General features: G+C 68.0%; 25 protein-coding genes and 1 tRNA gene. 9 read left to right on the top strand and 17 right to left on the bottom strand.

Translation table 11 applies throughout. The annotated features are described in order from the left end of the window. Window positions 1-107 precede the first annotated feature (107 nt). On the bottom strand, window positions 108-1,049 hold the full coding sequence (locus E1294_RS05320; protein ID WP_132505037.1) for a ribose-phosphate diphosphokinase: 942 nt from the start codon (window positions 1,047-1,049) through the stop codon (window positions 108-110). A 33-nt stretch (window positions 1,050-1,082) separates the two neighbouring features. Then, a complete protein-coding gene (locus tag E1294_RS05315; RefSeq protein ID WP_246082832.1) occupies window positions 1,083-1,721 on the bottom strand; it encodes an HAD family hydrolase in 639 nt (212 codons plus the stop codon). Between the two features lie 136 nt (window positions 1,722-1,857). On the opposite strand from E1294_RS05315, the gene E1294_RS05310 reads away from it, so the two are divergent. Continuing rightward, complete coding sequence (locus E1294_RS05310; RefSeq protein WP_132505033.1) at window positions 1,858-3,657, top strand: alkyl/aryl-sulfatase; 1,800 nt, start codon at window positions 1,858-1,860, stop codon at window positions 3,655-3,657. Window positions 3,658-3,714: 57 nt separating this feature from the next. On the opposite strand, the gene E1294_RS05305 is transcribed toward E1294_RS05310, so the two are convergent. After that, the gene (locus E1294_RS05305) at window positions 3,715-4,182 is read right to left on the bottom strand and encodes a hypothetical protein (RefSeq protein WP_132505031.1); all 468 of its coding nucleotides are present in this window, start codon (window positions 4,180-4,182) and stop codon (window positions 3,715-3,717) included. Between the two features lie 34 nt (window positions 4,183-4,216). Beyond that, on the bottom strand, window positions 4,217-5,674 hold the full coding sequence (locus E1294_RS05300) for a purine-cytosine permease family protein (protein ID WP_132505029.1): 1,458 nt from the start codon (window positions 5,672-5,674) through the stop codon (window positions 4,217-4,219). Window positions 5,675-5,766: 92 nt separating this feature from the next. Between E1294_RS05300 and E1294_RS05295 the strand changes: the two genes are divergently transcribed. Continuing rightward, window positions 5,767-7,167 (top strand): MFS transporter, encoded by a 1,401-nt coding sequence (locus E1294_RS05295; protein WP_132505027.1) that lies wholly within the window; start codon window positions 5,767-5,769, stop codon window positions 7,165-7,167. 10 nt (window positions 7,168-7,177) lie between these two features. Here E1294_RS05295 and E1294_RS05290 read toward each other — a convergent pair whose 3' ends face one another. Then, complete coding sequence (locus E1294_RS05290) at window positions 7,178-8,158, bottom strand: NAD-dependent epimerase/dehydratase family protein (RefSeq protein WP_132505025.1); 981 nt, start codon at window positions 8,156-8,158, stop codon at window positions 7,178-7,180. 206 nt (window positions 8,159-8,364) lie between these two features. Here E1294_RS05290 and E1294_RS05285 point away from each other — a divergent pair, with 206 nt between their 5' ends. Beyond that, window positions 8,365-9,768: a sensor histidine kinase gene (locus E1294_RS05285; RefSeq protein WP_165977099.1), complete on the top strand. Its 1,404-nt coding sequence runs from the start codon at window positions 8,365-8,367 to the stop codon at window positions 9,766-9,768. A gap of 25 nt (window positions 9,769-9,793) precedes the next feature. Then, on the top strand, window positions 9,794-10,099 hold the full coding sequence (locus E1294_RS05280) for a nucleoside triphosphate pyrophosphohydrolase family protein (protein ID WP_132505021.1): 306 nt from the start codon (window positions 9,794-9,796) through the stop codon (window positions 10,097-10,099). Between the two features lie 114 nt (window positions 10,100-10,213). Here the strand turns inward: E1294_RS05280 and E1294_RS05275 are convergent, their stop codons facing one another. After that, window positions 10,214-12,001: a bifunctional metallophosphatase/5'-nucleotidase gene (locus E1294_RS05275; protein ID WP_132505019.1), complete on the bottom strand. Its 1,788-nt coding sequence runs from the start codon at window positions 11,999-12,001 to the stop codon at window positions 10,214-10,216. 109 nt (window positions 12,002-12,110) lie between these two features. Here E1294_RS05275 and mshD point away from each other — a divergent pair, with 109 nt between their 5' ends. Next, on the top strand, window positions 12,111-13,058 hold the full coding sequence (mshD, locus tag E1294_RS05270; RefSeq protein WP_246082831.1) for a mycothiol synthase: 948 nt from the start codon (window positions 12,111-12,113) through the stop codon (window positions 13,056-13,058). A 70-nt stretch (window positions 13,059-13,128) separates the two neighbouring features. Here mshD and E1294_RS05265 read toward each other — a convergent pair whose 3' ends face one another. The 3 genes from E1294_RS05265 to dcd form a co-directional block, all read right to left on the bottom strand. Beyond that, window positions 13,129-14,133, bottom strand: coding sequence for an inorganic phosphate transporter (locus tag E1294_RS05265; protein ID WP_132505015.1), 1,005 nt, complete (start codon window positions 14,131-14,133; stop codon window positions 13,129-13,131). Window positions 14,134-14,138: 5 nt separating this feature from the next. Beyond that, on the bottom strand, window positions 14,139-14,756 hold the full coding sequence (locus tag E1294_RS05260; RefSeq protein WP_106243913.1) for a DUF47 domain-containing protein: 618 nt from the start codon (window positions 14,754-14,756) through the stop codon (window positions 14,139-14,141). A gap of 251 nt (window positions 14,757-15,007) precedes the next feature. Next, window positions 15,008-15,583 carry a dCTP deaminase gene (gene dcd / locus E1294_RS05255; protein WP_132505013.1) on the bottom strand — a complete coding sequence of 192 codons (576 nt, stop codon included), beginning with the start codon at window positions 15,581-15,583 and terminating at the stop codon, window positions 15,008-15,010. Window positions 15,584-15,684: 101 nt separating this feature from the next. On the opposite strand from dcd, the gene E1294_RS05250 reads away from it, so the two are divergent. Further along, window positions 15,685-15,755 (top strand) — tRNA-Gly (locus tag E1294_RS05250). A 94-nt stretch (window positions 15,756-15,849) separates the two neighbouring features. On the opposite strand, the gene E1294_RS52455 is transcribed toward E1294_RS05250, so the two are convergent. From E1294_RS52455 to E1294_RS05225, 6 genes are all read right to left on the bottom strand, one after another. Next, entirely contained in the window at window positions 15,850-16,005 is a 156-nt protein-coding gene (locus E1294_RS52455; protein WP_165977098.1) for a hypothetical protein, read from the bottom strand. Between the two features lie 211 nt (window positions 16,006-16,216). Continuing rightward, window positions 16,217-17,002 carry a replication initiator gene (locus E1294_RS55495; RefSeq protein ID WP_246082830.1) on the bottom strand — a complete coding sequence of 262 codons (786 nt, stop codon included), beginning with the start codon at window positions 17,000-17,002 and terminating at the stop codon, window positions 16,217-16,219. A gap of 145 nt (window positions 17,003-17,147) precedes the next feature. After that, window positions 17,148-17,639: a hypothetical protein gene (locus tag E1294_RS55490; protein WP_246082829.1), complete on the bottom strand. Its 492-nt coding sequence runs from the start codon at window positions 17,637-17,639 to the stop codon at window positions 17,148-17,150. A 558-nt stretch (window positions 17,640-18,197) separates the two neighbouring features. Further along, a complete protein-coding gene (locus E1294_RS05235) occupies window positions 18,198-18,500 on the bottom strand; it encodes a hypothetical protein (RefSeq protein WP_132505011.1) in 303 nt (100 codons plus the stop codon). Then, complete coding sequence (locus tag E1294_RS05230) at window positions 18,497-18,775, bottom strand: hypothetical protein (protein ID WP_132505009.1); 279 nt, start codon at window positions 18,773-18,775, stop codon at window positions 18,497-18,499. The genes E1294_RS05235 and E1294_RS05230 overlap by 4 nt, the downstream gene beginning before the upstream one ends. Continuing rightward, a complete protein-coding gene (locus E1294_RS05225; RefSeq protein ID WP_132505007.1) occupies window positions 18,772-19,182 on the bottom strand; it encodes a plasmid replication, integration and excision activator in 411 nt (136 codons plus the stop codon). Before E1294_RS05225 ends, E1294_RS05230 begins: the two co-directional genes overlap by 4 nt. Before the next feature lie 171 nt (window positions 19,183-19,353). Between E1294_RS05225 and E1294_RS05220 the strand changes: the two genes are divergently transcribed. Further along, entirely contained in the window at window positions 19,354-20,118 is a 765-nt protein-coding gene (locus tag E1294_RS05220) for a hypothetical protein (RefSeq protein WP_132505005.1), read from the top strand. Window positions 20,119-20,145: 27 nt separating this feature from the next. Here E1294_RS05220 and E1294_RS05215 read toward each other — a convergent pair whose 3' ends face one another. Both E1294_RS05215 and E1294_RS52450 read right to left on the bottom strand, forming a co-directional pair. After that, a complete protein-coding gene (locus E1294_RS05215) occupies window positions 20,146-20,877 on the bottom strand; it encodes a GntR family transcriptional regulator (protein WP_246082828.1) in 732 nt (243 codons plus the stop codon). Window positions 20,878-21,341: 464 nt separating this feature from the next. After that, complete coding sequence (locus E1294_RS52450; RefSeq protein WP_165977097.1) at window positions 21,342-21,506, bottom strand: hypothetical protein; 165 nt, start codon at window positions 21,504-21,506, stop codon at window positions 21,342-21,344. A gap of 155 nt (window positions 21,507-21,661) precedes the next feature. Between E1294_RS52450 and E1294_RS05210 the strand changes: the two genes are divergently transcribed. Together E1294_RS05210 and E1294_RS05205 are read left to right on the top strand one after the other, a co-directional pair. Next, window positions 21,662-22,534: a DUF5919 domain-containing protein gene (locus E1294_RS05210; RefSeq protein ID WP_132505001.1), complete on the top strand. Its 873-nt coding sequence runs from the start codon at window positions 21,662-21,664 to the stop codon at window positions 22,532-22,534. Beyond that, complete coding sequence (locus E1294_RS05205; protein ID WP_132504999.1) at window positions 22,531-23,355, top strand: inositol monophosphatase family protein; 825 nt, start codon at window positions 22,531-22,533, stop codon at window positions 23,353-23,355. The genes E1294_RS05210 and E1294_RS05205 overlap by 4 nt, the downstream gene beginning before the upstream one ends. Window positions 23,356-24,839: the final 1,484 nt, after the last annotated feature.

Genomic DNA, 24,839 nt, shown 5'->3' with positions numbered 1-24,839 from the left:
AATGTGGAGATGATGGTGGTTACCGTCTCCGCTCGACGGCGCATCCGCCGTGCGGCCGATGTGGCCGGTCCGGAGACCTCGAAGGCCCGGCGAACCCCCGGTGTTCCTTACTGGCCGGTGTTGAACAGGGCGCTCACCGACTCGCCGTCGTGGATGCGGCGCATGGCCTCCGCCAGGGCGGGCGCGATCGACAGGACGGTGAGCTTGTCGCAGGGCTTGGGCGGTGGCACCGTGTTGGTGCAGACGATCTCCTCGACCTCCGGCAGCTCGCCCAGCCGCTCCAGCGCCCCGGCCGAGAACAACCCGTGCGTGCAGGCCACGCGGACCGACCTGACGCCCCGCTCGCGCAGCCGGTCGAGCAGCTCGATGACCGTGGAGCCCTTGGCGATCTCGTCGTCCAGGATGATCACGTCCTTGCCGGCCACCTCGCCGATCACGGAGCTGATCACCACGCGGTCGTCGCTGAAGCGCTGCTTGGCGCCCATCGCGACGTCGGTGCCGAGCAGGCGGGCGAAGGCGGCGGCCTCCTTGGCGTTGCCGAGGTCGGGGGAGACGACGACCGTGTTCGACAGGTCGTACTGGCGGAAGTGGGCGGCCAGCTCGCGCAGGGCGTGCAGGTGGTCGACGGGGACGCTGAAGAAGCCGTGCACCTGCGGCGAGTGCAGCGTCATCGCCAGCACCCGGCTGGCCCCGGCGGCCACCATCAGATCGGCGACCAGCCGGCCGCCGATGGAGATGCGGGGCGCGTCCTTCTTGTCGCTGCGCGCGTAGGCGTAGTGGGGGAGGACGACCGTGGTCCTGGCGGCGGAGGCGCCGCGGGCGGCGTCGATCATCAGCAGCAGCTCGACGAGGTTCTCCTGCGTCGGCGGGACGAGCGGCTGGATGAGGAAGACGTCACGCTCGCGGCAGTTGGCCTGCAACTGCACTTCGAGCACGTCATTGGCGAACCGGTGGATCTGGACGGGGTGCAGGGGGGTGCCGAGATGGGCGCAGATCTCCTCCGCGAGCTCGGGGTGGGCGCTACCGCTGAAAACTGTGATGTCTCGCACGGTTCCCTAACCTTAGCCACCCCGGCCCGGCGTTCACGAAAGCAGCTCGGGGGTGAGCGCGTCGAGGTTGGGCAGTACGCGCCAGGCCAGGGCGAGCGCGTCGGGCGCCGGCGGGTAGCGCGGGTGGGGTACGGCGATCACGTGCATGCCCGCGGCGTCGGCGGAGCGCAGCCCGTTGCTGGAGTCCTCGACCGCCACGCAGCCGCGGGGGTCGACGTCCAGCCGCCGGGCCGCCTCCAGGTAGCCGTCGGGGGCGGGCTTGCCACGCGCCACCTCCTCGGTGGACACGGTGGCGGCGAAGCACACCTCCAGGTCGGCCGCGTCCAGCACCACGTCGATCAGCGTGCGCGGGGACGAGCTGGCCAGCCCCAGCGTGTTGCGCTCGGCCAGGCGTCGCACCGCCTCCACCGCCCCCGGCATCAGCGGCACCCCGTCGCGGTAGCGGGCGGCCATCCGGCCGACGACGCCGCGGGCGATCTCGGCTGGCGGCATCCGTACGCCGAGCTCATGGAGGTAGGCGCCCCACTCGGCGGTGCTCATGCCCATGAGCCTGGACTGCGTGTCGGGCTGCCAGGTGCCGCCGTGCTCGGCCACGAACGCCCGGCGCACCTCCTCCCACACGGGCTCGGAGTCCACCAGCACGCCATCGAGGTCGAACACGCAAGCTTTCACGACCGCGAGAATACGCGAACGGCGATCGGCCATCGGTGGCAAGGCTCGGCTGTCATATGTCCCTATTGCCCGAGATTCATGCTATTAGGGAAGTCTATTGAGCTATCGGGACTGATTCCCGGGCATGCCACACGGCATGGCAGACCTTCCACTTCACGACCAGGGCGACTTCGCGGACGCCGACCGCGGCTTCATCGCGAAGCTCAGCCCGGCGGTGGTCAGAACGGCGGACGGCCGGGTCGCCTGGGACGGCGACTCCTACGACTTCCTCCAGGAGGACTGCCCGGAGACGGCTCATCCCGGCCTCTGGCGGCAGAGCCGGCTCTGCGCCAGGCAGGGACTGTACGAGGTCACCAGCGGCGTCTACCAGGTGCGCGGCCTGGACCTGTCGAACATGACGCTGGTCGAAGGCGATCGGGGCGTCGTCGTGATCGACCCGCTGATCTCCACCGAGTGCGCCGCCGCGGCGCTGAAGTTGTACCGCGCCCACCGCGGCGATCGCCCGGTCACCGGCGTCATCTACACCCACACGCACGTCGACCACTTCGGCGGCGTGCGCGGCGTCACCGACGGCGGCGTGCCGATCCTGGCCCCCGCCGGGTTCCTGGAGCAGGCCGCGTCCGAACGGGTCTACGCGGGCCACGCGATGACCCGCCGCGCCGTCTACCTGTACGGCCGGGCGCTGCCCCGCTCGCCCGATGGGCAGATCGGCTGCGGTCTCGGCATGGCCGCCTCGACGGGCACCGTGTCGCTCATCCCGCCCACGCTGGACCTCACGCGTACCGGCCAGGAGGAGACGATCGACGGCATCCGCATGATCTTCCAGCTCACGCCGGGCGCCCAAGCCCCCGCGGAGATGAACCTGCTCCTGCCCGACCGTCGCGCCCTCTGCCTGGCCGAGAACGCCACCCACAACCAGCACAACCTGCTGTCCCTGCGCGGCGCCGCGGTGCGTGACGCCCGCGCGTGGGCGCGTTACCTGACCGAGGCCGTCTCCCTGTTCGCCGGTCGGGCCGACGTCGCCTTCGCCTCGCACCACTGGCCCACCTGGGGCGGCGAGGCCATCGTGCGCTTCCTGGAGCAGCAGCGCGACATGTACGCCTACCTGCACGACCAGACGCTGCGCCTGATCAACAAGGGCCTGACAGGGCCAGAGATCGCCGAGGCCCTGCGCATGCCGCCCCAGCTGGAGCAGGCCTGGCACACCCACGGCTATCACGGCTCGGTCTCCCACAACGTCAAGGCCGTCTACCAGCGTTACCTGGGGTGGTTCGACGGGAACCCGGCCCACCTGTGGGAGCACCCGCCCAGGGAGAGCGCCATCCGCTACGTCGAGTGCCTGGGCGGCGCGGCCGGCGTGGTCGCGTTCGCCCGGCGCTACATCGACGAGAACGACCTGCGCTTCGCCGCCCAACTGCTCAACCACGCGGTCTTCGCCGACGAGGGCAACAAGGAGGCCCGCGACCTGCTCGCCGAGGTCTACACCAGGCTGGGCCACGGGGCCGAGAACGCCACCTGGCGCAACTTCTACCTCATGGGAGCCCTGGAGCTGGCCGACGGCATCGTGCCCGCCACCATGGACGTCACCTCTCCGGACCTGCTGGCCGCGCTGAGCGTCGAGCAGATCTTCGACTCGATCGCCATCCGCGTCGACGGGCCGCGCGCCTGGCACGAGCGGCTGGCCATCGACTGGCACCTGACCGATCTGGGGGAGCGGCACCGTACGACGTTGTGCAACGGCGTGCTCGTCCAGCAGCGGAACCCGCGCGACGACGACGCCGACCTGACCCTGCGGCTGACGAAGGAGCAGCTCGTGGGGTTGCTGGCGGGCAAGGGCGTCGAAGGGGTCGAACGCGAGGGCAACACGGCGGTGCTGCAGCGGCTGGTCGCCGTGCTGGACCGGCCGGTGCCGGACTTCGCCATCGTGACGGCCTGACCGCGTCCGGCTCGTTTCCCTGGCCCTCGACCGAGCCGCGCTCCTGCGGGGCGCCGGCTACGTACGGGCCGCCTCGGCGTGCAGCGCCTCGCAGGCCAGCCCCAGCAACGTCACCAGCACGGCCGCGATCACCGGCCCCAGCGCCAGCGGCACCGTCAGCTCGCCCGCGTGCCACGCCGCCACCGCGACCGCCGCCGACGTCAGCACCGTCACCCCGAACATGGCCGCCCACAGCGGCAGCATCCGCAGGTAGGCGAACAGCAGCCCGAACACCGGCCACACGAACGGCGGCGCCACCACGGCCAGCGCGGCCCAGCCGGCCGTCACCAGGCCCAGCCACACGAGCGCCGGGATGGGCCGGCGTTCGATCACCGGGCCGGTGGCGTAAACGAGGCCGAGCAGCACACCTCCGGCGGCCACGGCCACGAGGCCGTCGCGCAGCACGGTGACCACGGCGATGAGCAGCAGCCCGCACGCCGTGACGTGCGTAGCCCACTGCAGCAGCCGCAACGGAAGGTTGCACATGTCCTACTCAGCGTAACGCCGGGTGGGCGCGCGGTCAGCGAGTCCCGCGGTCGCCACGCCGGATGAACGCCGTCATCAGGTAGTACAGCGCGCCCGCCACCACGAGGGCGACCACCACGCCGATGTTCGCCGCCCCGAACGTGCCGGTCTGGAGTTCGCGGCTCATCAGGAAGCCGACGACCGCGGCGATGTTCTCGTCGGCCGAGGTGATGAGGCCGAGCCCGACGATCGACGCCACCACCAGCGACACCAGGCCGGGCCAGTGCAGCGCCGGCGCGCCGGGACGCAGCAGCCGCTCGCGGTCGGCGCGGGTGTCCTGGCCGCCCGCCGGACGCGGGCCGCCGTACGAGCGGCCGCCCTCCCGCAGCCGCCACATGTCCACCAGGAAGACCGCGACCCAGGCCGCCATCACCACGCCGATGATCGCCAGGAACGCCTGGAAGGTGGCGAGGAAGCTGGTGGAGACGAACAGCAGGTAGTAACCGCCCAGCACCATGAGCAGCCCGTCGATCAGCACCGCGTAGTGCCGCCTGATCGGTACGCCGAGCGCCAGCATCGACAGCCCCGACGAGTAGATGTCCATGATCGCCCCGGCCAGGAAGCCGCCGATGGCGGTCAGCAGGTACGGCAGCAGGAACCAGGTGGGCAGCGCCCCGGCCAGCGCCGCCACCGGGTCTCCGCCCGCGGCTTCGGCCAGCGCCGGGTCGCCGCCCGCCAGCAGCACGCCGAACACGAGCAGCACCATGGGCGGCAGCGCGCCGCCGAGCATCGTCCACACGGCCACCGGGCGCGGGCGCGACTCCGGCGGCAGGTAGCGGGAGTAGTCGGCGCCGCAGTTGACCCAGCCCAGGCCGAGCAGGGTCATGGCGAAGATGATTCCGCCCACCCAGCCGCCCGGGCCGGCCGTGGTCTCCAGCGACACGCCGAGCCTCGGGGCCATGAGGATCATGTAGACGACGGTCAGCACGACGAACGCGTACGTCAGGTAGCGTTGCACCACCATGATCATCGCGTGGCCGTACACGCCGACCGCGATCACCACCACGGCCGCGACGGCGAAGCACACGGCGGTGGCCGTCGCGGGCGGGATGCCGGGCGCGAGCCGGCCCAGGATGGCGGCGCCGCTCTGCGCGGCCAGCGTGACGAGCACGATCTCCCAGCCCACGTTCGACAGGTACGACAGCGCCGCGGGCAGCTTGTTGCCCTGGTAGCCGAACGGCGCCCGGCCCAGCGTCATGGTCGGCACGCCCGACCTGGCGCCGGCGATCGCGACCAGGCCGACCAGCAGGAACGACAGCGCGTACCCGATGGCCCCGGTGATGATGGCGGGCACCACGCCCAGGCCCAGTCCGACGATGTAGACGCCGAACGCGACGCCGAACAGCGACAGGTTCGAGCCCGCCCACGGCCAGAAGAGATCTCTCGGCCGCCCGTGCCGCTCGGACTCGGGGACCGCGTTGATGCCGTTCTGCTCCACGGCCATCGTGTCCATGATCGGACGTTACTAGCCTTCTGCGAAGAAACGAACCCTTACCTCCAGTACGGGGCACGTTTCCGCCGCTGATCTGCGGTGAGACTCCCGTGATGAGGGCATTTGGGGGTGACACGCGCAAGCACGCGCTGGCCATCTGCCTGGTCGCGGCGTTCATGAGCGGGTTGGACGTGAGCATCGTCAACGTGGCGGTCCCGTCGATCCGCGAGGCGCTGGACGCGTCGGAGGACGCGCTGCAGTGGACGGTGTCGGGGTACGCGCTCGCGTTCGGGCTGCTGCTGGTTCCCGCCGGGCGGCTGGGGGACGCCAGGAGCCGGCGCACGATCTTCATGACGGGCGTGGCGCTCTTCACCGCCTCCAGTGCGGCGTGCGGGCTCGCCTGGGACATGCACGTGCTGATCGCGGCCAGGTTCGTGCAGGGAATGGCGGCCGGCATGCTCAACCCGCAGGTGTCGGGGCTGATCCAGCAGATGTTCCGCGGGGCCGAGCGGGGGCGGGCGTTCGGGTCGCTCGGCGCCACCATCGGCGTGTCCACGGCCGCGGGGCCGCTGATCGGCGGCCTGCTCGTCGGCCTGGCCGGGGCCGATCACGGGTGGCGGTGGGTGTTCCTGGTGAACGTGCCGATCGGGATCGTGTTGTTGCCGCTGGCCTGGCGGGCGCTGCCCGCCCGGCCGGGGACCGGGCGGCGCGAGAGCATGGACCCGGTCGGCGTGCTGCTGCTCGGCATGGGAGTGGTGGGGTTGCTGCTGCCGTTCATCCAGCGGCACCAGTGGGAGGGGAACACGAAATGGCTGCTCATCCCGGTCGCGCTGGTGGTGCTGGCCGCCTTCGTGCTCTGGGAGCGGCGCTATCCGCGAGAGCCGCTGGTGAACCTGGCGTTGTTCGGCAAACGTTCGTACAGCCTGGGGACGGCCATCGCGCTGTTCTACTTCGCCGGCTTCACGGGCATCTTCTTCATCTTCACCCTCTACCTGCAGGTCGGGCTGCACTACAGCGCGCTGCTGGCCGGGCTGGCGATCACGCCCTTCGCGCTCGGCTCGGCGTCGGCCTCGGTGGTCGGCGGGCGGCTCGTGTCGCGCGCCGGCCGGCGCGTGGTGACGGCGGGCCTGACGATGGTGATCGCCGGGCTCTGCGCGACGATGCTGGCGACCGTGCTGGTGCCCGGGCGGGAGGTGGGCCTGGCGACGGTGTTGCCGCTGCTGCTGGCGGGCATGGGCAGCGGTCTGGTCATCTCGCCCAACCAGGCGATCACGCTGTCGGAGGTGCCGCCAGAAGGCGGGGGGAGCGCGGCGGGCGTGTTGCAGACGGGGCAGCGGCTGGGATCGGCGATCGGGATCGCCGTGGCGGGCTCCACGTTCTTCGGCGCGCTGGGCCAGGGCTGGGCGACCGCCTTCCGCCACGGCCTGCTGGCGGTGCTGATGTCGGTCGTGATCGCCCTGGCGGCCGCCGCCTACGACCTCGTCCGCACCCGCCGAGAGGCTCGCCGCCCGTGACCTGGGCGGCTCATCCGGCCAGGACGCGCGCCTCCGTCTCGGGGGCGAGGCCGACGGCGGGGCGGTCGGGCCGCATGGGCGCCACGCCGCCGATGCTCCGCAGCCAGGCCCACGTGTCGGCGACCGTCTCCTCGACCGGGCGCGCCCTCAGCCCCGCCGCCACGGCCCTGGACACGTCGGCCCCGTGCATGAAGTCGTGGAGCTCGCCCGTCAGCCAGATCGGCAGGTCGGACCATGGCTCGATGCCCGCTCCGAGGATGCGTTCCTCCGGCGTCCAGCGCAGCTCGGCGTCGGACCCGGTCACCTTCACGCACGCGTCGAGCAGCTCCCGCATCGTCGTGAACCCCGGCGGGCTCACCACGTTGTACGCCCCGCCCCGCCCCTGCTCGGCCGCGCGCAGGCACCACACGGCGAGGTCACGGGCGTCGATGTACTGGAGCCCGAGGTCGCGGGGCTCCGGAGCGAGCACCGGCCCTCCGCGCGCGATCCTGGTGAGCCACCACGGCAACCGCCCGATGTTCTCGTAGGGGCCCAGGATGAGCCCCGCCCTGGCCAGCAGGGCCCGGTCGCCGAAGGCGGCGACGGCGGCCAGCTCCGCCCCCGCCTTGTTCTTCGCGTAGTCGCCGTCTCCGTCGTCGGGCGACCCCGTCACGACCGGCGCGTTCTCGTCGGCGCCGAACGGCACGGGGAAGGTGTAGACGGACCTGCTGGACACGTAGACGTAGCGGCCCGCCTGGCCGGCCAGCAGGGAGGCGGAGTCTCTCACCGCGGACGGCGCCCACGACCACGTGTCGAGCACGGCGTCCCACTCGCCGTGCGCCAGCGCCGCGAGGCCGCCCGGGGCCGACCGGTCGCCGCGCAGCGCGGTCACGCCCGGCGCCGGGTCATGGGTGCCCCGGTTGAACGTCGTGACGTCCCACCCCAGGGCCTGCGCCTCCTCGACGACCGCCCGCCCCACGAACTCCGTGCCACCCAGTACGAGAAGTCTCATGGCGTTCACCTTGACCGCCGGAGTCCGCGGGCGACAGGGGGTCACGCTCTCGGCGGAATCGCCGTGAGCGAAGCCGATGCACCGTGCGTAACCGAATCTCTGTTCGGTCGACGTTCGGTCAGGGTATAGCAGCAGATCAGGTACGTTAATGCTGCAATGGACTCATACGGCCAAATGTCACTCATAGTGATATGGGAGTGCATTGGATGGTGATACGGCTTTTTCCCCGATCGATCCGGGCGCGCCTGACCGCGATCGCGACCGCGATAGCGGCGCTGGTCCTCTTCGCCACGTCCGCCTTCATGCTCGCCACCGTCCCCGACTACCTCCGCGACGTCGTCCGGGACAGGATCGAGGTGTCCGTACGCAGGATCGCGAGCGACGCCAGAGCCGGAGACCTGTCCACGGCCATCGAAACCCCCGCGCGCGTGCACTTCCTGGAGGCGGTCACCCCCGACGGCGACGTGCTCGCGGCCACCACCGGCCGCCACGTGAACGAGAAACTCAAGGCATTCCGGCCCTCTGAGCTCGAGCAACTCTCCGTTTCGGAGACGTGGGCGCCGCAGGAGCGGAACGGCGACGAGACCCACTTCCTGGTGATGTCCATGATGGTGCCGACCCCGGACGGCCCTGTCATCGTGTACGGCGGGTCGTCGCTCGCCGACGTCGACCGCGCCATCGGATGGTTCGAGATCCAGGCCTTCGTCATCACCCCGTTGATCCTGGCGAGCGTCGCGGGCGTCACGTGGCTCGTGGTCGGGTTCGCGCTGCGCCCGGTCGAGCGCATCCGCGCCAAGCTGGCCGAGATCACCGGCCAGGACCTCAGCAGGCGCGTCCCCGTGCCCGAGACGGGAGACGAGATCACCGACCTGGCCGCCACCACGAACGACACCCTCGACCGCCTCGAACGCTCCGCCGAGACCCAGCGGCGCTTCGTCGCCGACGCCTCACACGAGTTGCGCAGCCCCGTCTCCGCCCTGCGCACCCAGCTCGAGGTGGCCACCGCCATCCCGGACGAGACCGACTGGCCCGCCACGGGAGCGCTGGCGCTGACCGCCGTCGACCGGATCACCGGCATCATCGACGAGCTCCTGATGCTGGCCAGGCTCGACGCGGGCGCGGTCGCGCCCCGTCGCGTGGTGGACGTGTGCCGCCTGTGCGTGGAGCAGGTACGCCGCCGTGAAGACGCCAGGGTGGTCATCGTCCCCGACCTCTGCGCGTCGGCCCCCGTGTACGCCTCGCCCGTGCAGATCGACCGGCTCCTGACGAACCTCCTGGACAACGCCACCCGGCACGCCGACACCAGGATCGACCTGGAGGTGGCGGTGCGGGACGGCCGAGTGGTGACGACGGTGACCGACGACGGCGAGGGCATCGCGCCCGAGGACAGGGAACGGGTCTTCGAGCGGTTCACCAGGCTGGCCAGCGCCAAGGCCAAGGACCAGAGCGGCAGCGGCCTCGGCCTGGCCCTGTCCAGGGAGGTCGCCCGGTCCCACGGCGGCACGCTCACCGTCGCCGACCATTCGCCGGGCGCCCGCTTCGTGCTCGTCCTCCCCAGCCACGAGCTCAGCCACGAGCCCGGCCACGAACCCGGCCACGAGGCCGTCTGAGCCCGCACGCCCTACACTCGCGGCCATGGATCTGCGCCGGCTCTCCGATGAGGTCGAGTCCGTCTCCCAGCGCTATGCGGAGAAGCTGGGGATCGAACGGGACGACATCTGGTTCCTGCTCAAGCTGCAGGAGGAGGTCGGCGAGCTGACCCAGGCGTTCCTGATGCGCACCGGCAGGGCCAGGTCGAAGGGGCGCACGGTGGACGAACTCGACGCGGGCTTCCGGGCCGAGCTGGCCGACGTGCTCTGCCACGTGGTGCTGATGGCCCGCCATCACGGGGTCGACCTGCCGGCGGAGATCGACCGGAAGTGGCTCGTCCACAACCCCTGACCGACTTGAGGCCGGGCTGGCGACGGGTTACGGGGGCGAGGCTGCCGGCGGGTAGGCGGTGCCTTACGGGATGGGTGGTTGCGACCCGCCCTCTGAGGAGAGGGCGGGGGACGGTCAGCCGGCCACGGTGATGCGGTCGGTCGCGGGCGGCGCGATCGGGTTGTCCTTGCCGAGGTGGTCGACGAAGGCGTCGATGTCCAGCGGCCCGCTCCACAGGTCGGTGCCGTCCCTGAAGGCAAGGAACGCGTCGCCGCCTCCCACCAGGAAGTTGTTGGCCGCGACCCGGATGGTCTGCGTGTCGGTCACCGGCATCCCGTCGATCTTCATGTCGGAGACCTTCGAGCCCCAGGGCGCGCTGTTGTCGTAGGTGTAGGCGAAGTTCGCCGAGGGCTGCAGGATCTTGGTGAACGCCTGGTTGTTGGGCCCGCCGGTGAACTGCTGCTCCAGCACCGTCTTGAGCTGGGCGCCGGTCAGCGTGACGACCTGCATGAGATTGTTGAACGGCTGCACGGTGAAGGCCTCACCATACGTGACGACCCCGTCGCCTTCGCCCGCCGGTGACGACGCGTGCGACAGCGAGGCCCGCACCCCACCCGGGTTCATCAGCGCGATCTGCGCGTTGCCGCCGGTCTTGGTGGCGGCGAGCTGGGCGTCGGCGATGAGGTTGCCGAGGGGCGACTCGCCGGAGGGGACGGCCGTGTTCGTGATGTCGGCGGTGATCGTGCCGACGGCCTTGTTGGCGACGGGGGCGACGCGGTCCTTCCACGTCTGCACGAACGCCGAAATTTCGGGATCTGCGGTGACTGTCCTGGTCACCACGTGGTTGTCCGCCACGATCGAGGCGCGGTCGATGTCCCGCGTCCTGGCGTTGACCTTCATGTCCACCTGCGTGATGACCCGCCCGAACGAGCCGCCCTGCGAGAAGAGCCGGTCCCTGCCTGCCGGATCCTTCACGGTGCACACGTACGCCTGGTGCGAGTGGCCGCTGAGCACCACGTCGATCTCCGGGTCCACCTGCGTCGCGATGCGGTTGCCCGCCCCGGGGACGGCGCTGCACGCGTCCGGCGACTGGCCCTGGTTCACCTGGTCACCCTCGTGCACGAGCACGACCTGCGCCTTGACGCCCACGAGTTTGAGCAGCTTGGAGGCCACGTTCGCGGCCTTGACCTCGTCCGCGAACGTAAGGTTCTTGATCCCCTCGCCTGACACGATGCCCGGCGTCGTCTGCGTGACCAGGCCGATGAAGCCGATCGGCACGCCGTTCATCCACTTGATGCTCACCGGCGGCAGCGCGGGCACGCCCCAGCCGGACAGCGCCCGCTTGACCTTCGCCGAGTCGGAGCCGCCGAGCGCCGCCAGCGCGTCGGTCTTCTCGTGACGGTTCTTGAACAGGACGTTCGCGCCCACGTAGTCGAACGTCGCGCCCTTCCACTCGCCCGCGGGCGAGCAGCCGTCGACCGGGTGGCAGCCGCCCTTCATGATCCGCCGCAGCTCGGCGTAACCCTCGTCGAACTCGTGGTTGCCGACCGCGGCGACCTCGAGCCCCAGCTTGCCCAGGAACTCGACGGACGGTTCGTCGTGGTAGGCGGCCGAGATGAGCGGTGTCGCCCCGATGAGGTCGCCCTGGGCCACCGCGATCGTGTTCCTGTCGGCCAGGGCCTTCATGTGGGTCGCGACGTAGGCCGCGCCGCCGGCGTCGACCGTGTGGCCGTGCTCGTCGACCATGCGGCCGGAGGAGCCGGTCGGCGGCTCGAGGTTGCCGTGGAAGTCGTTGAGGGCGAGCAGCCGTACGGGGACCGTACGCGATGGCCTGCTCGCGTCCGCCGGAAGGGCGGCCAGCGTGACCGCTCCCGAGGCGACCGCTCCGGCCAGCGCCAGCCGGAGGAAGGAACGAGACGTCATGGCCCAAGACGTTACGGCCGTTGTCCGTGCAGCCGATGTCGCAGAGGTAACGATTTGCCAGGCGCTCCCATGGCGTTATTTGCCAATCACAGGACCTAGAGTTCGTTCTGTGAGTGTGCGCGTGGAAGTTCGGCAAGTGCTCGATGACCAGGAGATCGCCGGCGTGCTCGACCTGGTCCAGGCGGCGACGGAAACCGACGGCGTCCGGCCGCTCAACGAGCACGTGATGCTCCACCTGCGTTACGGCGGCGACCCGCAGGCCCGTTCCCTGCTGCTCACGGAGGACGACACCCTGGCGGGCTACGCCCACGTCGACCCCACCGACGAGGTCGAGGGCCCCAGCGTGGAGCTCGTCGTCCACCCCGTCCACCGCCGCCGCGGGCACGGCGCGCGGCTGCTGACGTCCGTGATGGACCTGACGGGAGGCAGGCCGCGCCTGTGGGCCCACGGAGGGCATCCGGGAGCGGGCGCGCTGGCGGCCGCGTTCGGCTTCGAACGGGTGCGCTCGCTCTGGCAGATGCGCCGCTCCCTGTTCGCCCCGCTGGATCCTCTCGCCCTGCCACCGGGCGTCACCCTGCGCATGTTCGTGCCCGGCCAGGACGAGGAGGCATGGCTCAAGGTCAACGCCGAGGCCTTCGCCCACCACCCCGAGCAGGGCGCATGGACGATGGACGATCTGCTGCGGCGCGAGCAGGAGCCCTGGTTCGACCCCGAGGGCTTCTTCCTGGCCTTCCGCGACGACCGGCTGGCCGGCTTCCACTGGACGAAGGTGCACGGCTCGTCCGAGCACGGCCACGAGCCCCTGGGCGAGGTGTACGTCGTCGGCGTCGACCCCTCGCAGCAGGGCACCGGCCTCGGCAAGGCCCTCACCCTGGCCGGGCTGCACCACCTCCGCGCGCGCGGCCTCGCCCAGGCGATGTTGTACGTGGACGAGGCCAACACGGCGGCGATCAGGTTGTACGAGTCCCTCGGCTTCAACCGGTGGGACGTGGACGTGATGTATGCGGCTCCCGAGGCTGGTGTGCGCGCCTCTGAGGCCGGCGTACGCGGCTCCTGAGGCCGGCGTACGCGCCCCTGAGACTTGTGTGCGCGGTTCTTGAGGCTGGTGTGCGCGGCTCCTGAGGCGCCTACTCCACGATCGCGTGAAGGATGAAGTAGGAGATCGACGCCACGAGGGCCGCTGCCGGAATGGTGAGGATCCACGCCGTCACGATGTTGCCCGCGACGCCCCACCGCACGGCGCTGAGCCGCTTGGTGGCCCCCACTCCCATGATCGCTGACGTGATCGTGTGCGTGGTGGAGATGGGCGCCCCGAACCCGATGGCGGCCCCGTAGAGCACGGTCGCCGCCGCCGACTCCGCGGCGAAACCCTGGGGCGGGTCGAGCGCGATGATGCGCCGGCCCAGCGTTCGCATGATGCGCCAGCCGCCGGCGTACGTGCCCAGCGAGATCGCCCCCGCGGCGGCCAGGATGACCCACTGCGGGATCGGGTCGTCCTGCTCGGCGAAACCGCCGACGGTGAGTGCCAGGAAGATCACACCCATCGTCTTCTGCGCGTCCTGCAGCCCGTGCCCGAGCGCCATGGCGGCGGCCGAGACGGTCTGCGCGTAGCGGAAGCCGCGGTTGGTCTTGCCCGGCTGGCTGTTGCGGAAGATCCAATAAATTGCGATCATGATCGCGGCGGCGAGGCTGAACCCGACCAGAGGTGAGAAGATCATCGGGATGACGACCTTCTCCAGGACGCCGTCCCAGTGCACCACGCTGGCCGAGGCCAGCGCCGAGCCCACCAGGCCGCCGATGAGCGCGTGACTGGAGGAGGAGGGCAGACCGAAATACCAGGTGATCAGGTTCCAGACGATCGCGCCGATGAGCGCCGAGGCCACGATGACCAGACCGTGTGGACCGTCTGGTGCGTCGATGATGCCTTTGCCGACCGTCTGCGCGACCTGGGTGCCCAGGTGGGCGCCGATGAAGTTCATGGCCGCCGCCATGAACAGCGCGGCCCTGGGGGTGAGGGCCCGGGTCGAGACGGAGGTCGCGATGGCGTTCGCCGCGTCGTGGAACCCGTTGGTGTAGTCGAATGCCAGCGCGATGACGACCACGCCGATGACGAGGCCGAGCGTGAGGTCCACCGGGCTTAGCTTTCCTTGACCGCGATCGACTCGACGGTGTTGGCCACGTGCTCGAAGGCGTCGGCGGCCTCTTCGAGAGCGTCCACGACCTCCTTCATCTTCATGACCGTGAGGGCGTCGTACTCGCCGCTGAACAGCTTGGCCAGCAACCTCCGATAGACCTGGTCACCTTGGTTCTCCAGGCGGTTGACCTCGATCCAGTATTCGTTGAGGTTCTTCATCGAACGCAGCCGTGGCATGGCCTCAGCGGTGAGCTCCGCGGCCCGCTCCAGCACCTCGACCTGCCTGACGACGTCTTTGGGCAGGTGGTCGATCTGATACAGCACGATGAGGTCGGACGCCGCCTCCATGGCGTCCATCACGTCATCGAGGTTGGAGGCGAGCCGGTAGATGTCCTCGCGGTCGAAGGGGGTGATGAAGCTCTCGTTGAGCCGGTTCATGATCGCGTGAGTGCGTTCATCGCCGGCGTGCTCGCAGGCGCGCATCTTCTCGGCCAGGGCCTCCCTGTCCGATCCGTCGCTGATGATCTCTACCAGTAGCCGGGATGCGGTGACCAGGTTGTTCGCCGAGTCGGCGAACAGGTCGTAGTAGCTGTCCTCACGTGGCGTGAGACGCAGGCGCACGTCGTTCTCCAGATGTGCGGGGATGGTCCGTGGAAGAGGGTACGGGTAGCCAGGCGAAATACGAACTTCATGTCCCCTTCGCCTGATGGCTACCCTGGAAAGGTTGTGTGACACCGGAAACCCCGGTAGTTTGGGCGCTTTTTGCAGCTCCAGCTGACCTTAAACGGCCTGTCCGCATCGCCCCGACCCGGGGTGCCCCCACGTCTCGTTTCGACATGTTCCACGACTGTTCATCTGATGTTCATCTTCGTTCAGATCTTCGTCCGGTGGAAGTTACGGAACGATCGTGAGGGCGTGGGCCCCCGCTGCCCCTGATAACGCGACCCGTACTTGGCGGACCCGTATGGGTGCTCGGCAGGAGAGCTGAGCCTGAACACGCACAACTGCCCGATCTTCATCCCCGGCCACAACTTGATCGGCAACGTCGCCACGTTCGACAACTCCAACGTCACGTGCCCGCTGAACCCCGGATCGATGAACCCCGCCGTCGAATGCGTCAGCAACCCCAGCCGACCGAGCGAACTCTTGCCCTCCAGCCGCGACGCCAGATCATCGGGCAGCGTGATCATCTCGTACGTGGACGCCAGCACGAACTCCCCAGGATGCAAGATGAACGGCTCGTCCCCGGCCGGCTCCACCATCCGCGTAAGATCCGGCTGCTCCACGGACGGGTCGATGTGAGGGTAACGATGGTTCTCGAACACCCGGAAAAACCGGTCGAGCCGCACATCGATGCTGGACGGCTGGATCATGTCCTGGTCGAAAGGATCGAGGACGAGCCGGCCGGCGTCGATCTCGGCGAGGATGTCACGGTCGGATAGCAGCACGCAGAGCAACCTACCGTCTCCGTGGCGAAAGTCCGCGGGGCGGGGATTGCTGATCCGGGGCAAGTTTCCGCTACAGTGGAGCACGCGACTTCGGGTCGTACGCGGGTGTAGTTCAATGGCAGAACATCAGCTTCCCAAGCTGACAGCGCGGGTTCGATTCCCGTCACCCGCTCTCAGTGTGAAAGCCCAGGTAGACCGATGGATTCGGTACCTGGGCTTTGATGTTGCAGGAACCTGTTCGATCTTCGCGGGCCATTAACTCTCGGTCACCCTGCTGGGACCAGTACGCCCGCCGTGCCCTCGTCGCCGTCATCGTCACGTGCGCCGCCGAGTTGCCGATCGATGGCGTTGGTGATCACCTCGTCGGCTCCTCTGACGGCGTGCTGATAGATCATGGCCGCCCGGACGTTGTCGTGCCCCATGCGCCATGAGGTCCTTGAGACCCGCGCCGGACTCGGCGGCCAGCATGTTCCCGGTGTGCCTCAGGTCGTGGAAGTGAAGCCCTGGCAATCCCATCTCCGTGACCACATCGACCCACCGTGTACTGCTGTTGAAGCCACTTCGGCGAAGAGGCCCGCCCTTGGCTCCAGGGAACATCAGCGCGCCCGGCTCCTCCTTGACTGCGCGCTGACCTCACCCCAACGCAGGCTCGCGAACGTGGCCAGAAGCACCATCGCACGGAACCGCCGATCCTGGGTGGAGTCGGCTTTGCCCTCCATGGCCATCTTCCACAGCACCCGCTCGGTCTCCGCCCGAGTGAGGAAGATCTCCGGATGCGTCCGCATAGCGCCGTGTCGCTGGAAGCGCGGTCGGGCCGTAGCTCGGCAAGGTGAGCGTGACGAACAGCGAAGGCCGGTAGGTCCTGCCATCCGCCGCCTCGAAGGTCCGCCCCAGCGTCGTGCTGGCCATCTTTCGCTTGGGCAGGTCGGGCGCGTCCTGGCGGCGCTTCGTTGAGCGGACGCGCTTGGAGCCCGTACGGCCCTGGACGTTTCCGCGCATCCCGGCCTCGTTGATCTCGATGTCGACTCCGGTGAGCACGGCGTCCAAGTCGGTGGTGTCGCCGCCGGCCTTTCCCGCCTCGTCCCGCTTGGCTTGCATGTCGGCCCGGAACTCCACGAGCCAGCGCTGTCCGTCGGTCGGCTCGTCGGGCGTGATGATCGGCTCCTCATCGAGGTGCCATCCCTCCCGGCACTGGGCCATCCGGGGTTGCCGGTTGCGCTTGGCGCACGGAGGACACTTGCTCTCCAGCGGCGAGCCACACGGGACATCGACGACCTCTGACTTGCCAGTGGTCATGTCGAGCCGCTTGAGCGCCACAGGCCGGATGCAGATGCCGTGAAGCTTGGCGATCTCCTCGGCCACGTCGCGGGCGAGCGGCGGGGCGATGCGGACAGCGCGCGGGGTCTTGCGGTCGGTCAACGGACCTCCTCTCCCATCTCGGGGAACGTGAGCGCGGTCTGTCCGCACTGAGAGCACTCGACCAGGCCACGCAGCGGATCGAGCCAGAGGGCATTGAGAGCGCCACACAGAGAGCAGCGCAGGCCATCGAGGAACTGAGCCAGCGTCATCGGACCTCACCGACCATCGCGCGAATGTCCTCGTCGGAGACGTATGCCGCCCGGACGCGAATCGGATCGGGGCTCGTCTCTAGCCGCACGTATCCGACGCCCGCACCTCTCTCCGGACGAGGAGACGGATCGAGCGCCCAAACCTCCGCCAGGCCCGCCCGCATGGCCGGCAAGAGCCCGCGGATCGCTGACCAGATGATCGAGCCCTTGCCCGCCCCTGTGGCACCGGCGACCAGGGCGTGAGTCCCATGCAGCCGGAGCCGCCAGGGTGAGCCGTCCTCTTGCTTGCCGATCTCGATCGGCCCCACAGTCGGTATGTCTGGGACAGGAAGCGCCGGTATGAGTGTGGCCAGTGGATCACGGCGTGGAAAGGTCAGCATGAGTCGGCCGGACTTGGCCACCGAGACCCGGCACGTCTCCGAGCCGAAGCCATGGGAAAGGTTCTCGATCCTGTCGGCCCAGTCCTTGACCGCCTGGCCGTCGAGCATGCGGACCGCGACCTGATCGGACCACGAGTCGCACGTGACCTTGACCAGCCGCGGAGTGTACTCCCGTCCGAGTATGCACCGAGCCAGGCCCGGAGACGGTCATGACCGGCCGCCAGCGTCGCCGGTAGATCCAGAACCAGCGAACGAAGGCGACCAGCCGCCAGCCGACGCATCGCACGAACCGCGGCCTGTCGAGGAACGCCCAGACGCCCAGGCCGAGCAGTGCAGGCATGACGACCAGCAAAGCGACACGCCAGCCGTACGCCCAGCAAAGGGCACTGGGAACGGCGGTGACGGCCATCGCCACGGGATGCCGCCAGACGAGACGCCCGAGTCCGGCGACGAACCGGGCAACGAAGATGGTGAGGGATGGCCGGGGTCTGGACCACGGCCGGTTTGAAGACCACCGCCGTGTCCGGGGTGGTGGAGACGATGCGGTGCGGCTCATCGCCGGGCATCCTCTTGAACATTAGGGTGAAGTCCTTCCGAACATGTCGCGTGTGTGAGGAAGATCGAGGGGCCGCCGGAAGTTGCCGCTTCCTGCGGCCCCGCTGAAGATCAGGCTGCCTCGCCAGCGGTGGCCTTGGCCGACTGCTCGGAGTGCAGTCGCTCGCAGCCGGCCAGGTAGCGAGCGGCGGCGTTGAAGATCTCGCGAGCCACGGCGAGGTCGTCGTCGGTCACCGGCCCAACGGTGGAGACGGTGACCGAGGCGTCCGAGGTGTCCAGGTCGAAGCAGGGCTTGCCGCTGTCCCCCAGCCAGGCGCGCGCCCGCAACTGCGCCGAGTTGAACGCGACGCTGATCCGGGACCGCTGATCGGGGCGCATGGAGACCGTGACGTAGATGTACGGGCTAAGCGTCATCGACCCGCCACCCCCAGCCCGTTCGGAAGGCCGTGGAACATGCGCTCCACCGCACCGGCGAACATGGCGGCCTCGCGTGCCAGGCTCCGAGCGAACTTAACGTCGTCGAGCGTGATGTGATCGTTTGCCGACGTGGTGACGAGCACCTGAGTGCCGCCGAAGACCAGCCCCAAGACCGGCGACCGCTGCGGATACGGATGGTTGCGTACGTCAGCGCCCTGACCGACCTTGAGGTTGATCGTGCTGGCCGGGCGAGCCTTCGGCCGCCCCATCACGCCGCGTCCTTAGCGGCGGCCGTCTTGCCAGCAGGTCGAGGAGCCCGCATCTCGCGAACCTTGATCGAGTACGCCAGCCTCCCGGCCTGGTTGACGTATGGCGTGACGGTCATGTGGTCGAACTCGACTGGCGTGAACGGCAGTCCAGCCATCGGAGCCGGAGCCACGGGCTGCACCGGGTTGAGGATCTTGACGGAGACGGTCTTCTGAGCAGCCTTGAGCGACGGGTCCGCGTCCATGACGCTGACCTGCCAGACGAGCTCGCCGCTCTGCTTGTCGCGGGACTGCACGAAGCGCCCGTTGGTCGAGGCGTCGAAGTCCTTGACGGGCTCGACCTCGCCCACGATGTAGCAACCGTGCGGAAAGACCATGTCGAACGTGACGGGGATGGGACCTTGCAGTGCCATGAGGCTCGCTCCTAGCTAGTCGTCTTGTCGCTAACTCGTCTTGTCGAGTTGTCATGAGGGTACCCCAGCATTCAGCGGTCAATAACACGAGTTCGCAAGATTTCTTCGAACCTCTTCCCTGCCTGGCGGATAAATCGGGAGAATGCTGCACAACTTGTATCTGGAGGCTCTATGAAGCGACTCATTGTTGCTCTGGTGATGGCGCTGTCAGCAGTGGCCGTATCGCCATCAAGCGCCCAGGCGGCCGATCCGGTGTCGGCGCTGAAGGCTCAACTAGCCAAGAACCGAGGTGTCACAGTCGTAGAACGAGGCACTGACACGAGCAAGAAGGTCGTTGGCATCAGAGCCAAGGTCATCGTGCAGTTCGACCGGTCGGGACGACCAGTCGCGTCGGATCGGACCATCATGACTCTCGGCTACAGCGACAAACCGCAGTACGCGCGAGACATAGTCGTCGACGGTCGGGCCTACTTCCAGGGCACGATTTTCAACGAGACGTCGCCGCAACTACCTGAAGGCAAGCAGTGGGTCCTGAGGACCAGGAAGGCCAAGCCCGCTGTCGGCTTCCTGCAGATGGTGAACGTTATGGAGCCCGCCACGTTGGGCGTTCTGCTCAAGTCGGCGACTACCACCCGCGCCGATAAGCCGGGAACTCTTTATTCTGGGACGATTTCGCTCGCAAAGCTATACAAAGTCTCTGCTTCGTTACGAGCGAGCCTCCCAAAGGAGTTCGGGTTCGACAAGACCGTGATGAACTGGCGGCTCTGGGTTGACGCAAAAGGCCTGGTTCGCCGACTGGTGACGTGGGAGAAGAGCGATCTAGGCACACCAAACGTCACGTTCGATACCCGCTTCACCGATTGGCGTTCCGAGTTGACCATCGAAACTCCCCCTGCTGCCGAAGTGGCAGATGAAGACGAAGTCGAATACGAGTAGGCCGCCCGTCCGCGGGGGTAGCTCGACCTATAGCGAGTAGGCATCCTCCAACTCGTGAAGGTCACCAGGAAGCACCAGGTCCACAACAAGCACGGGCCGTCCGCCACCGTTGAAGATGCTCGCCAACACCCCGAGGACCGCCGAGGACTTAGGAACCTCCAATGCCCTTGCCTCGTCGGCCGAGGGGTGCCGGGCACTTAGCCGTTCAACGACATGTTGCAGCTTGAGACCCTTGGCGGCCTGGAGGTGCTGCCGGATGCCGACCGCGAGAGGTTCGGTCAAAGCAAGCTGGGTACCTTCGGCGACGTTGGCCGGGCACCAGAGTGTGACCAGATCGGCGGGCCGTTCAGCATCGTGAAAGAGGATCCGCCGGCGAACGACTGGGGACCCCTCGGGTACGTCCAGCAGCTTTGCTGCAGAGGCATCGGCAATAACGGTTCCCGCATCGATGACCGAGCCGTTCTCGTCGGATTCCACTCGATCCAGGACAGCCCGTCCAGGGCGAGTGTTTGCTTCCTGGGTGACGGGCGGTGCCGCCTTCACGAAGGACCCCTTGCCGTGCTCCCGCTCGATGACTCCACGGAGTTGGAGGACTTGCAGCGCTCGTACGACAGTTGGACGGCTTACCCCGAACTCGCGAACGAGCTGTGTTTCGGAGGGCAGCAGCGAGCCGGGCGGATAGGTCCCATCCGCAATCTTCCGCCTGATCGTCTGCACGATCTGGGCGTACTTCGGCGGCGCGTACTCTTCAGACGACATGACGACCATCCAACAACTCGACTTGTCGTAAAGCCTAGTTCGAATTGAACGGCCTGTCTCCCCTTCAAGTACACGAACCGTGCGGACTGGTGAGGGACTGTCTGACTGCGCAACAGCAGTCCCTCACCAGCCCAGACGCGACGGCATGGGTACCCCTGCACTTGCCCACCGTCGCGCCCGCTATCTGGCGTGGCCGTCGAGAAGGGCCATCCAAACGCCTTGCGCCTCCCTGAACCGCCATCGGTAGGTTTCGTGGACCTGTATCGCCCCTTCACTTCGCCGGGTCCGGCGAATGTAGGCAAGGCCCGCTGCATGGCAGAGTTCGTAGACCGTCTCTACGCAGTTGCAGGTATAGGCGGCCACTCGGACGCGCTCTTCTGCATGGGTGGGCTCCCGCCAGACCAAGCGCATGTGATCCGGCCGGGGTGGAGCGACGTGGAAGCTGAGGCAGTCGGCGATCAGGCTCACGACAGCACACCTGCCTCGCCGCTCCCGTTGCACCGCCAGCAGTTGTCCCGGCGCCGGTCGTCGGAGGCGTCGTCACCGGGATACTCGGCCGCCACCACAGTCCGGCGGAGGCTGACGTACTTCCAGCCCCGCCCCGAGCAGGAGTCACATCGCGCAGTCATGGAACGAGGATTGCCCGAGGGCCTGTCACGTCTCGATCGCCCGCGAGTACCGTCTGTGATCGGCTCGTCTCTGTTCGTCTCCTCTTTGTCTCGTCCGAGCTCGTCTCTGTCGCTAACCTGAGCCCTATATGGCACCCCAGCCCGAGGCGCGGATCATGACTGACCAGCCGATCCTGTTGAAGGTCCTACTGACGCAACGCCACTGGCAGACCTACAGCACATTCTGTAGGGAGTACGACAAGGCGGCCAAGAAGGTCGACCCGTCGTTGCAGGGCGGTTGGCCGAGCCGTGCTCAGCTCCATCGCTGGCTGTCTGGCGAGCTCAAAGGCCTGCCGTACTCCGGCCACTGTCGCGTCTTGGAGGCGATGTTCCCGGGCAGGTCGGCCCACGAACTGTTCTCCACGAACGCCGTCGAAGTGCCCACGCCGAGGACAGAACCGGAAACCGCCAGAAGTGTCGGCCCCGAGGCCCAAGCCTGCGCCATGCCGCAGATGGCCGACGTAACCGCCGTCTTCAGCAGCCGAGCCGCTTTCTCATCCGCCTATCCCGCATCGACTCTGTTCGACAGCGCGAAGGAGATCAACGCAGCGGGCCTGTCGCTCAACGTGCTTTGCCAGGGCTACCCCGATCACCAGCTCAGGCGCCTGCTGGACTCAGGCACCCGGATCCGGTGTCTCTTCCTCGACCCGAAGGGCCAAGCGATCCGCGCCCGCGAAGCAGAAGAGGGTTACACCGACAGGACGCTGACGACACTCACGGCGCTCAACATCACCATGTTGACCAGGCTCCGTGCCCGGCTCGACACCGCATCCGCTCAACGCCTCGAACTGCACCTCTACGACGAGACGATCCGGTTCAACCTCCTCATCGTGGACCGGGCACTCTGCGTGATGCAGCCCTACCTGCCACAAGCCCGCGGAGTCGACTCGCCAACGTTCGTGATCAGAGACAACACCGCCGCCGAAGGCCTGTTTCCCGTATTCGACCAAGTGTTCACCGAGATGTGGGAGCGGAGCAAACCCGTATGACTATCGACGCCCGAACTCTTCTCCCCATCGCCGAACACGCCGCTTCGATAGCCAGCGAGATCATCAGATCGAAGGCTCCCGGCGTCGTCACCGCCAAGGGCGACCGCGATATGGCGACCGAGGTCGACTACGCCGTAGAACACGCCGTACGCGAATTCCTTTCCCGAGAGACACCCGAGATCGGATTCCTCGGCGAAGAGGAAGGCATCAGCCACGCCGGTGACGGCCTGATGTGGGCACTCGACCCGGTAGACGGGACAGCCAACTTCCTGCACGGCATCCCCCTCTGCGGCGTCTCCCTCGGCCTGGTCGACAAGGACATGCCCACGCTCGGAGTCATCGAGCTGCCGATCCTTGGCATCCGCTACACCGCAGCAGAGGGAGCAGGCACCCAAGCCAACGGCGCCGCCATCCGGGTGAGTGACGCCTGCGACTTGGAGGCCGCCATCGTGGCCCTCGGCGACTACGCCGTGGGCGAGAACGCCCACGAACGTAACCGGCCCCGCTTCGCCCTGACGCATGAACTTGCCGCGCGCGTTCAGCGCATACGGATGTTCGGCTCAGCCGCTATCGACCTGGCTTGGGTCGCGGACGGCAAGATCGACGCCAACATCATGCTCAGCAACAACCCATGGGACACCGCCGCCGGCGTCGTCATCGCTCGCGAAGCCGGAGCCGCAGTCGTCGACATCGACGGCAGCCCACACAGCATGACCGCCCACGCGACCATCGCCGCGAGCCCGAAGCTCGTTGCCGACCTCGTCGAACTCATCGCAGAAGCCCGCAAGGCGGCGAAATACAGCGAGCGCACTGCCGAATAGCTCTTGTAGGTATCAAGAGCGGCGGCGCAAGCGCCGCCGCGCGGCCCGCGCACGCCCGCACGCTGCGCGTGCGGCCTGGGGGCCGTTCTCGCGCGCGACGCGCGCGGACCGCTACGCATGGCGGCTGGGCTCATCCTGAACCTCATGCGGGGTAGTGCCCGTAGTGCCGTTGACGCCAGCGCTCGAAGTAGCCAATGCCGGTCATGCTCCCGCCAGCGAAGGCCGTGACGGAGAGGCAGAAGAGCAGGATAGACGGAGTGAAGGCGTACTTCCATCCCGTCGCTGCACCGACCAACACGAGGAGGCTGAAGAATCCGCCGACCGCAGCGCTGATGATCAGGCCCAGGCGTACAGGATGGGCCGCAGAGAACCGCCGACCGCGATTCGGTTCGGCACCACCGCCAGATGACGCGTCTACTCGCCAGAACCAATCAGCAAGCAGCCTTAACAAGCGCACAGCGAACCCCTTTCATGCCTCCGGCGGGGGCGCTCCGGGATGATGGCCGTGCCGTGTGCCAGACCGTGAGTGGTCGAGGTGGAACCTGATCATCCCGTCCGCCATCGACCCGGGACAAGCCGAGCAGACCAGGGCCACGGGTCAAGGGGGCGTTCGTCCAGTGGGGCGCTCCCCCCTTGACCCGTGGCCCTGGCCCGCTACCCCTTCGGGCGGGTCGACGGCAGACGGGATGATCAGTCGGGCAAGGTACGCGCGTCGCGCGGAAAGACCAGGTCACCGGGTGATCGTCGTGCATTACCCTGCCATTTGGTCAGTGTCGCAGCCTCAGCGCGGTCCTGAAACTACCTTGTCCTGCGTCTCAGCGGTGAACGGGAACGCATCGTTGACTAGCAGTTCCGTCACCTTGAGCAGGCGGCGATGGTAGTCATAGGCGTCGTGGAACGGAGAGGGGTAGCCCAGGTGGCGCCCCAGATGCCCGCGGAGTTTGCGCAGGCACCTGAGGAGAGTGGCCTTATGTCCTGAGCCGGCCGTGCCGTTGTTGCGAAGATAGGCTGATACACACTCGGCAAGAGCGGCGTTCAGCTCGCCGAGGTCGTCCCTCTCTGAGCTCGGTACGTCAGGGAATGGGACGGGTACATGCTGCGCCCACAGGACGCCAATCTCTCGGACCATCACCCGATGACCTTCTGGCCCGGGTCATCTCCATCCATGCAGGTATCGCACTTCCGACGCCAACGGACTACGGCGATGCTTTCGCTTTTCGAGGCGGCGCCGGTCGGCGAAGGCGTCGATCTCCGTGAGCCAGGCGTTCCGGCTGAGCTCCAGCCTGTCCAGCGCCCGGATCAGAGCTAACTCATCGCGTCGAAGATTTCCTGCCGTGGTCAGGTATGACCAAGTCGCGTTGAAGCCGATCGGGTGGTAGCAGCCGACTGCACACCTCAGCGCGCGGAAGCGCCCCCCGAAAGGAAGATCACGGTCGCGAACGCGTCTGGCGTATGTCCCGAAGCCCACAGCACGATCATCTCTT

Origin of the sequence: Nonomuraea diastatica, assembly GCF_004349015.1 — a bacterium.
Classification (GTDB): Bacteria; Actinomycetota; Actinomycetes; order Streptosporangiales; family Streptosporangiaceae; genus Nonomuraea; species Nonomuraea diastatica.
Note: the sequence above shows the minus strand (reverse complement) of the source record. Positions and strands in the feature narration are given on the sequence as shown.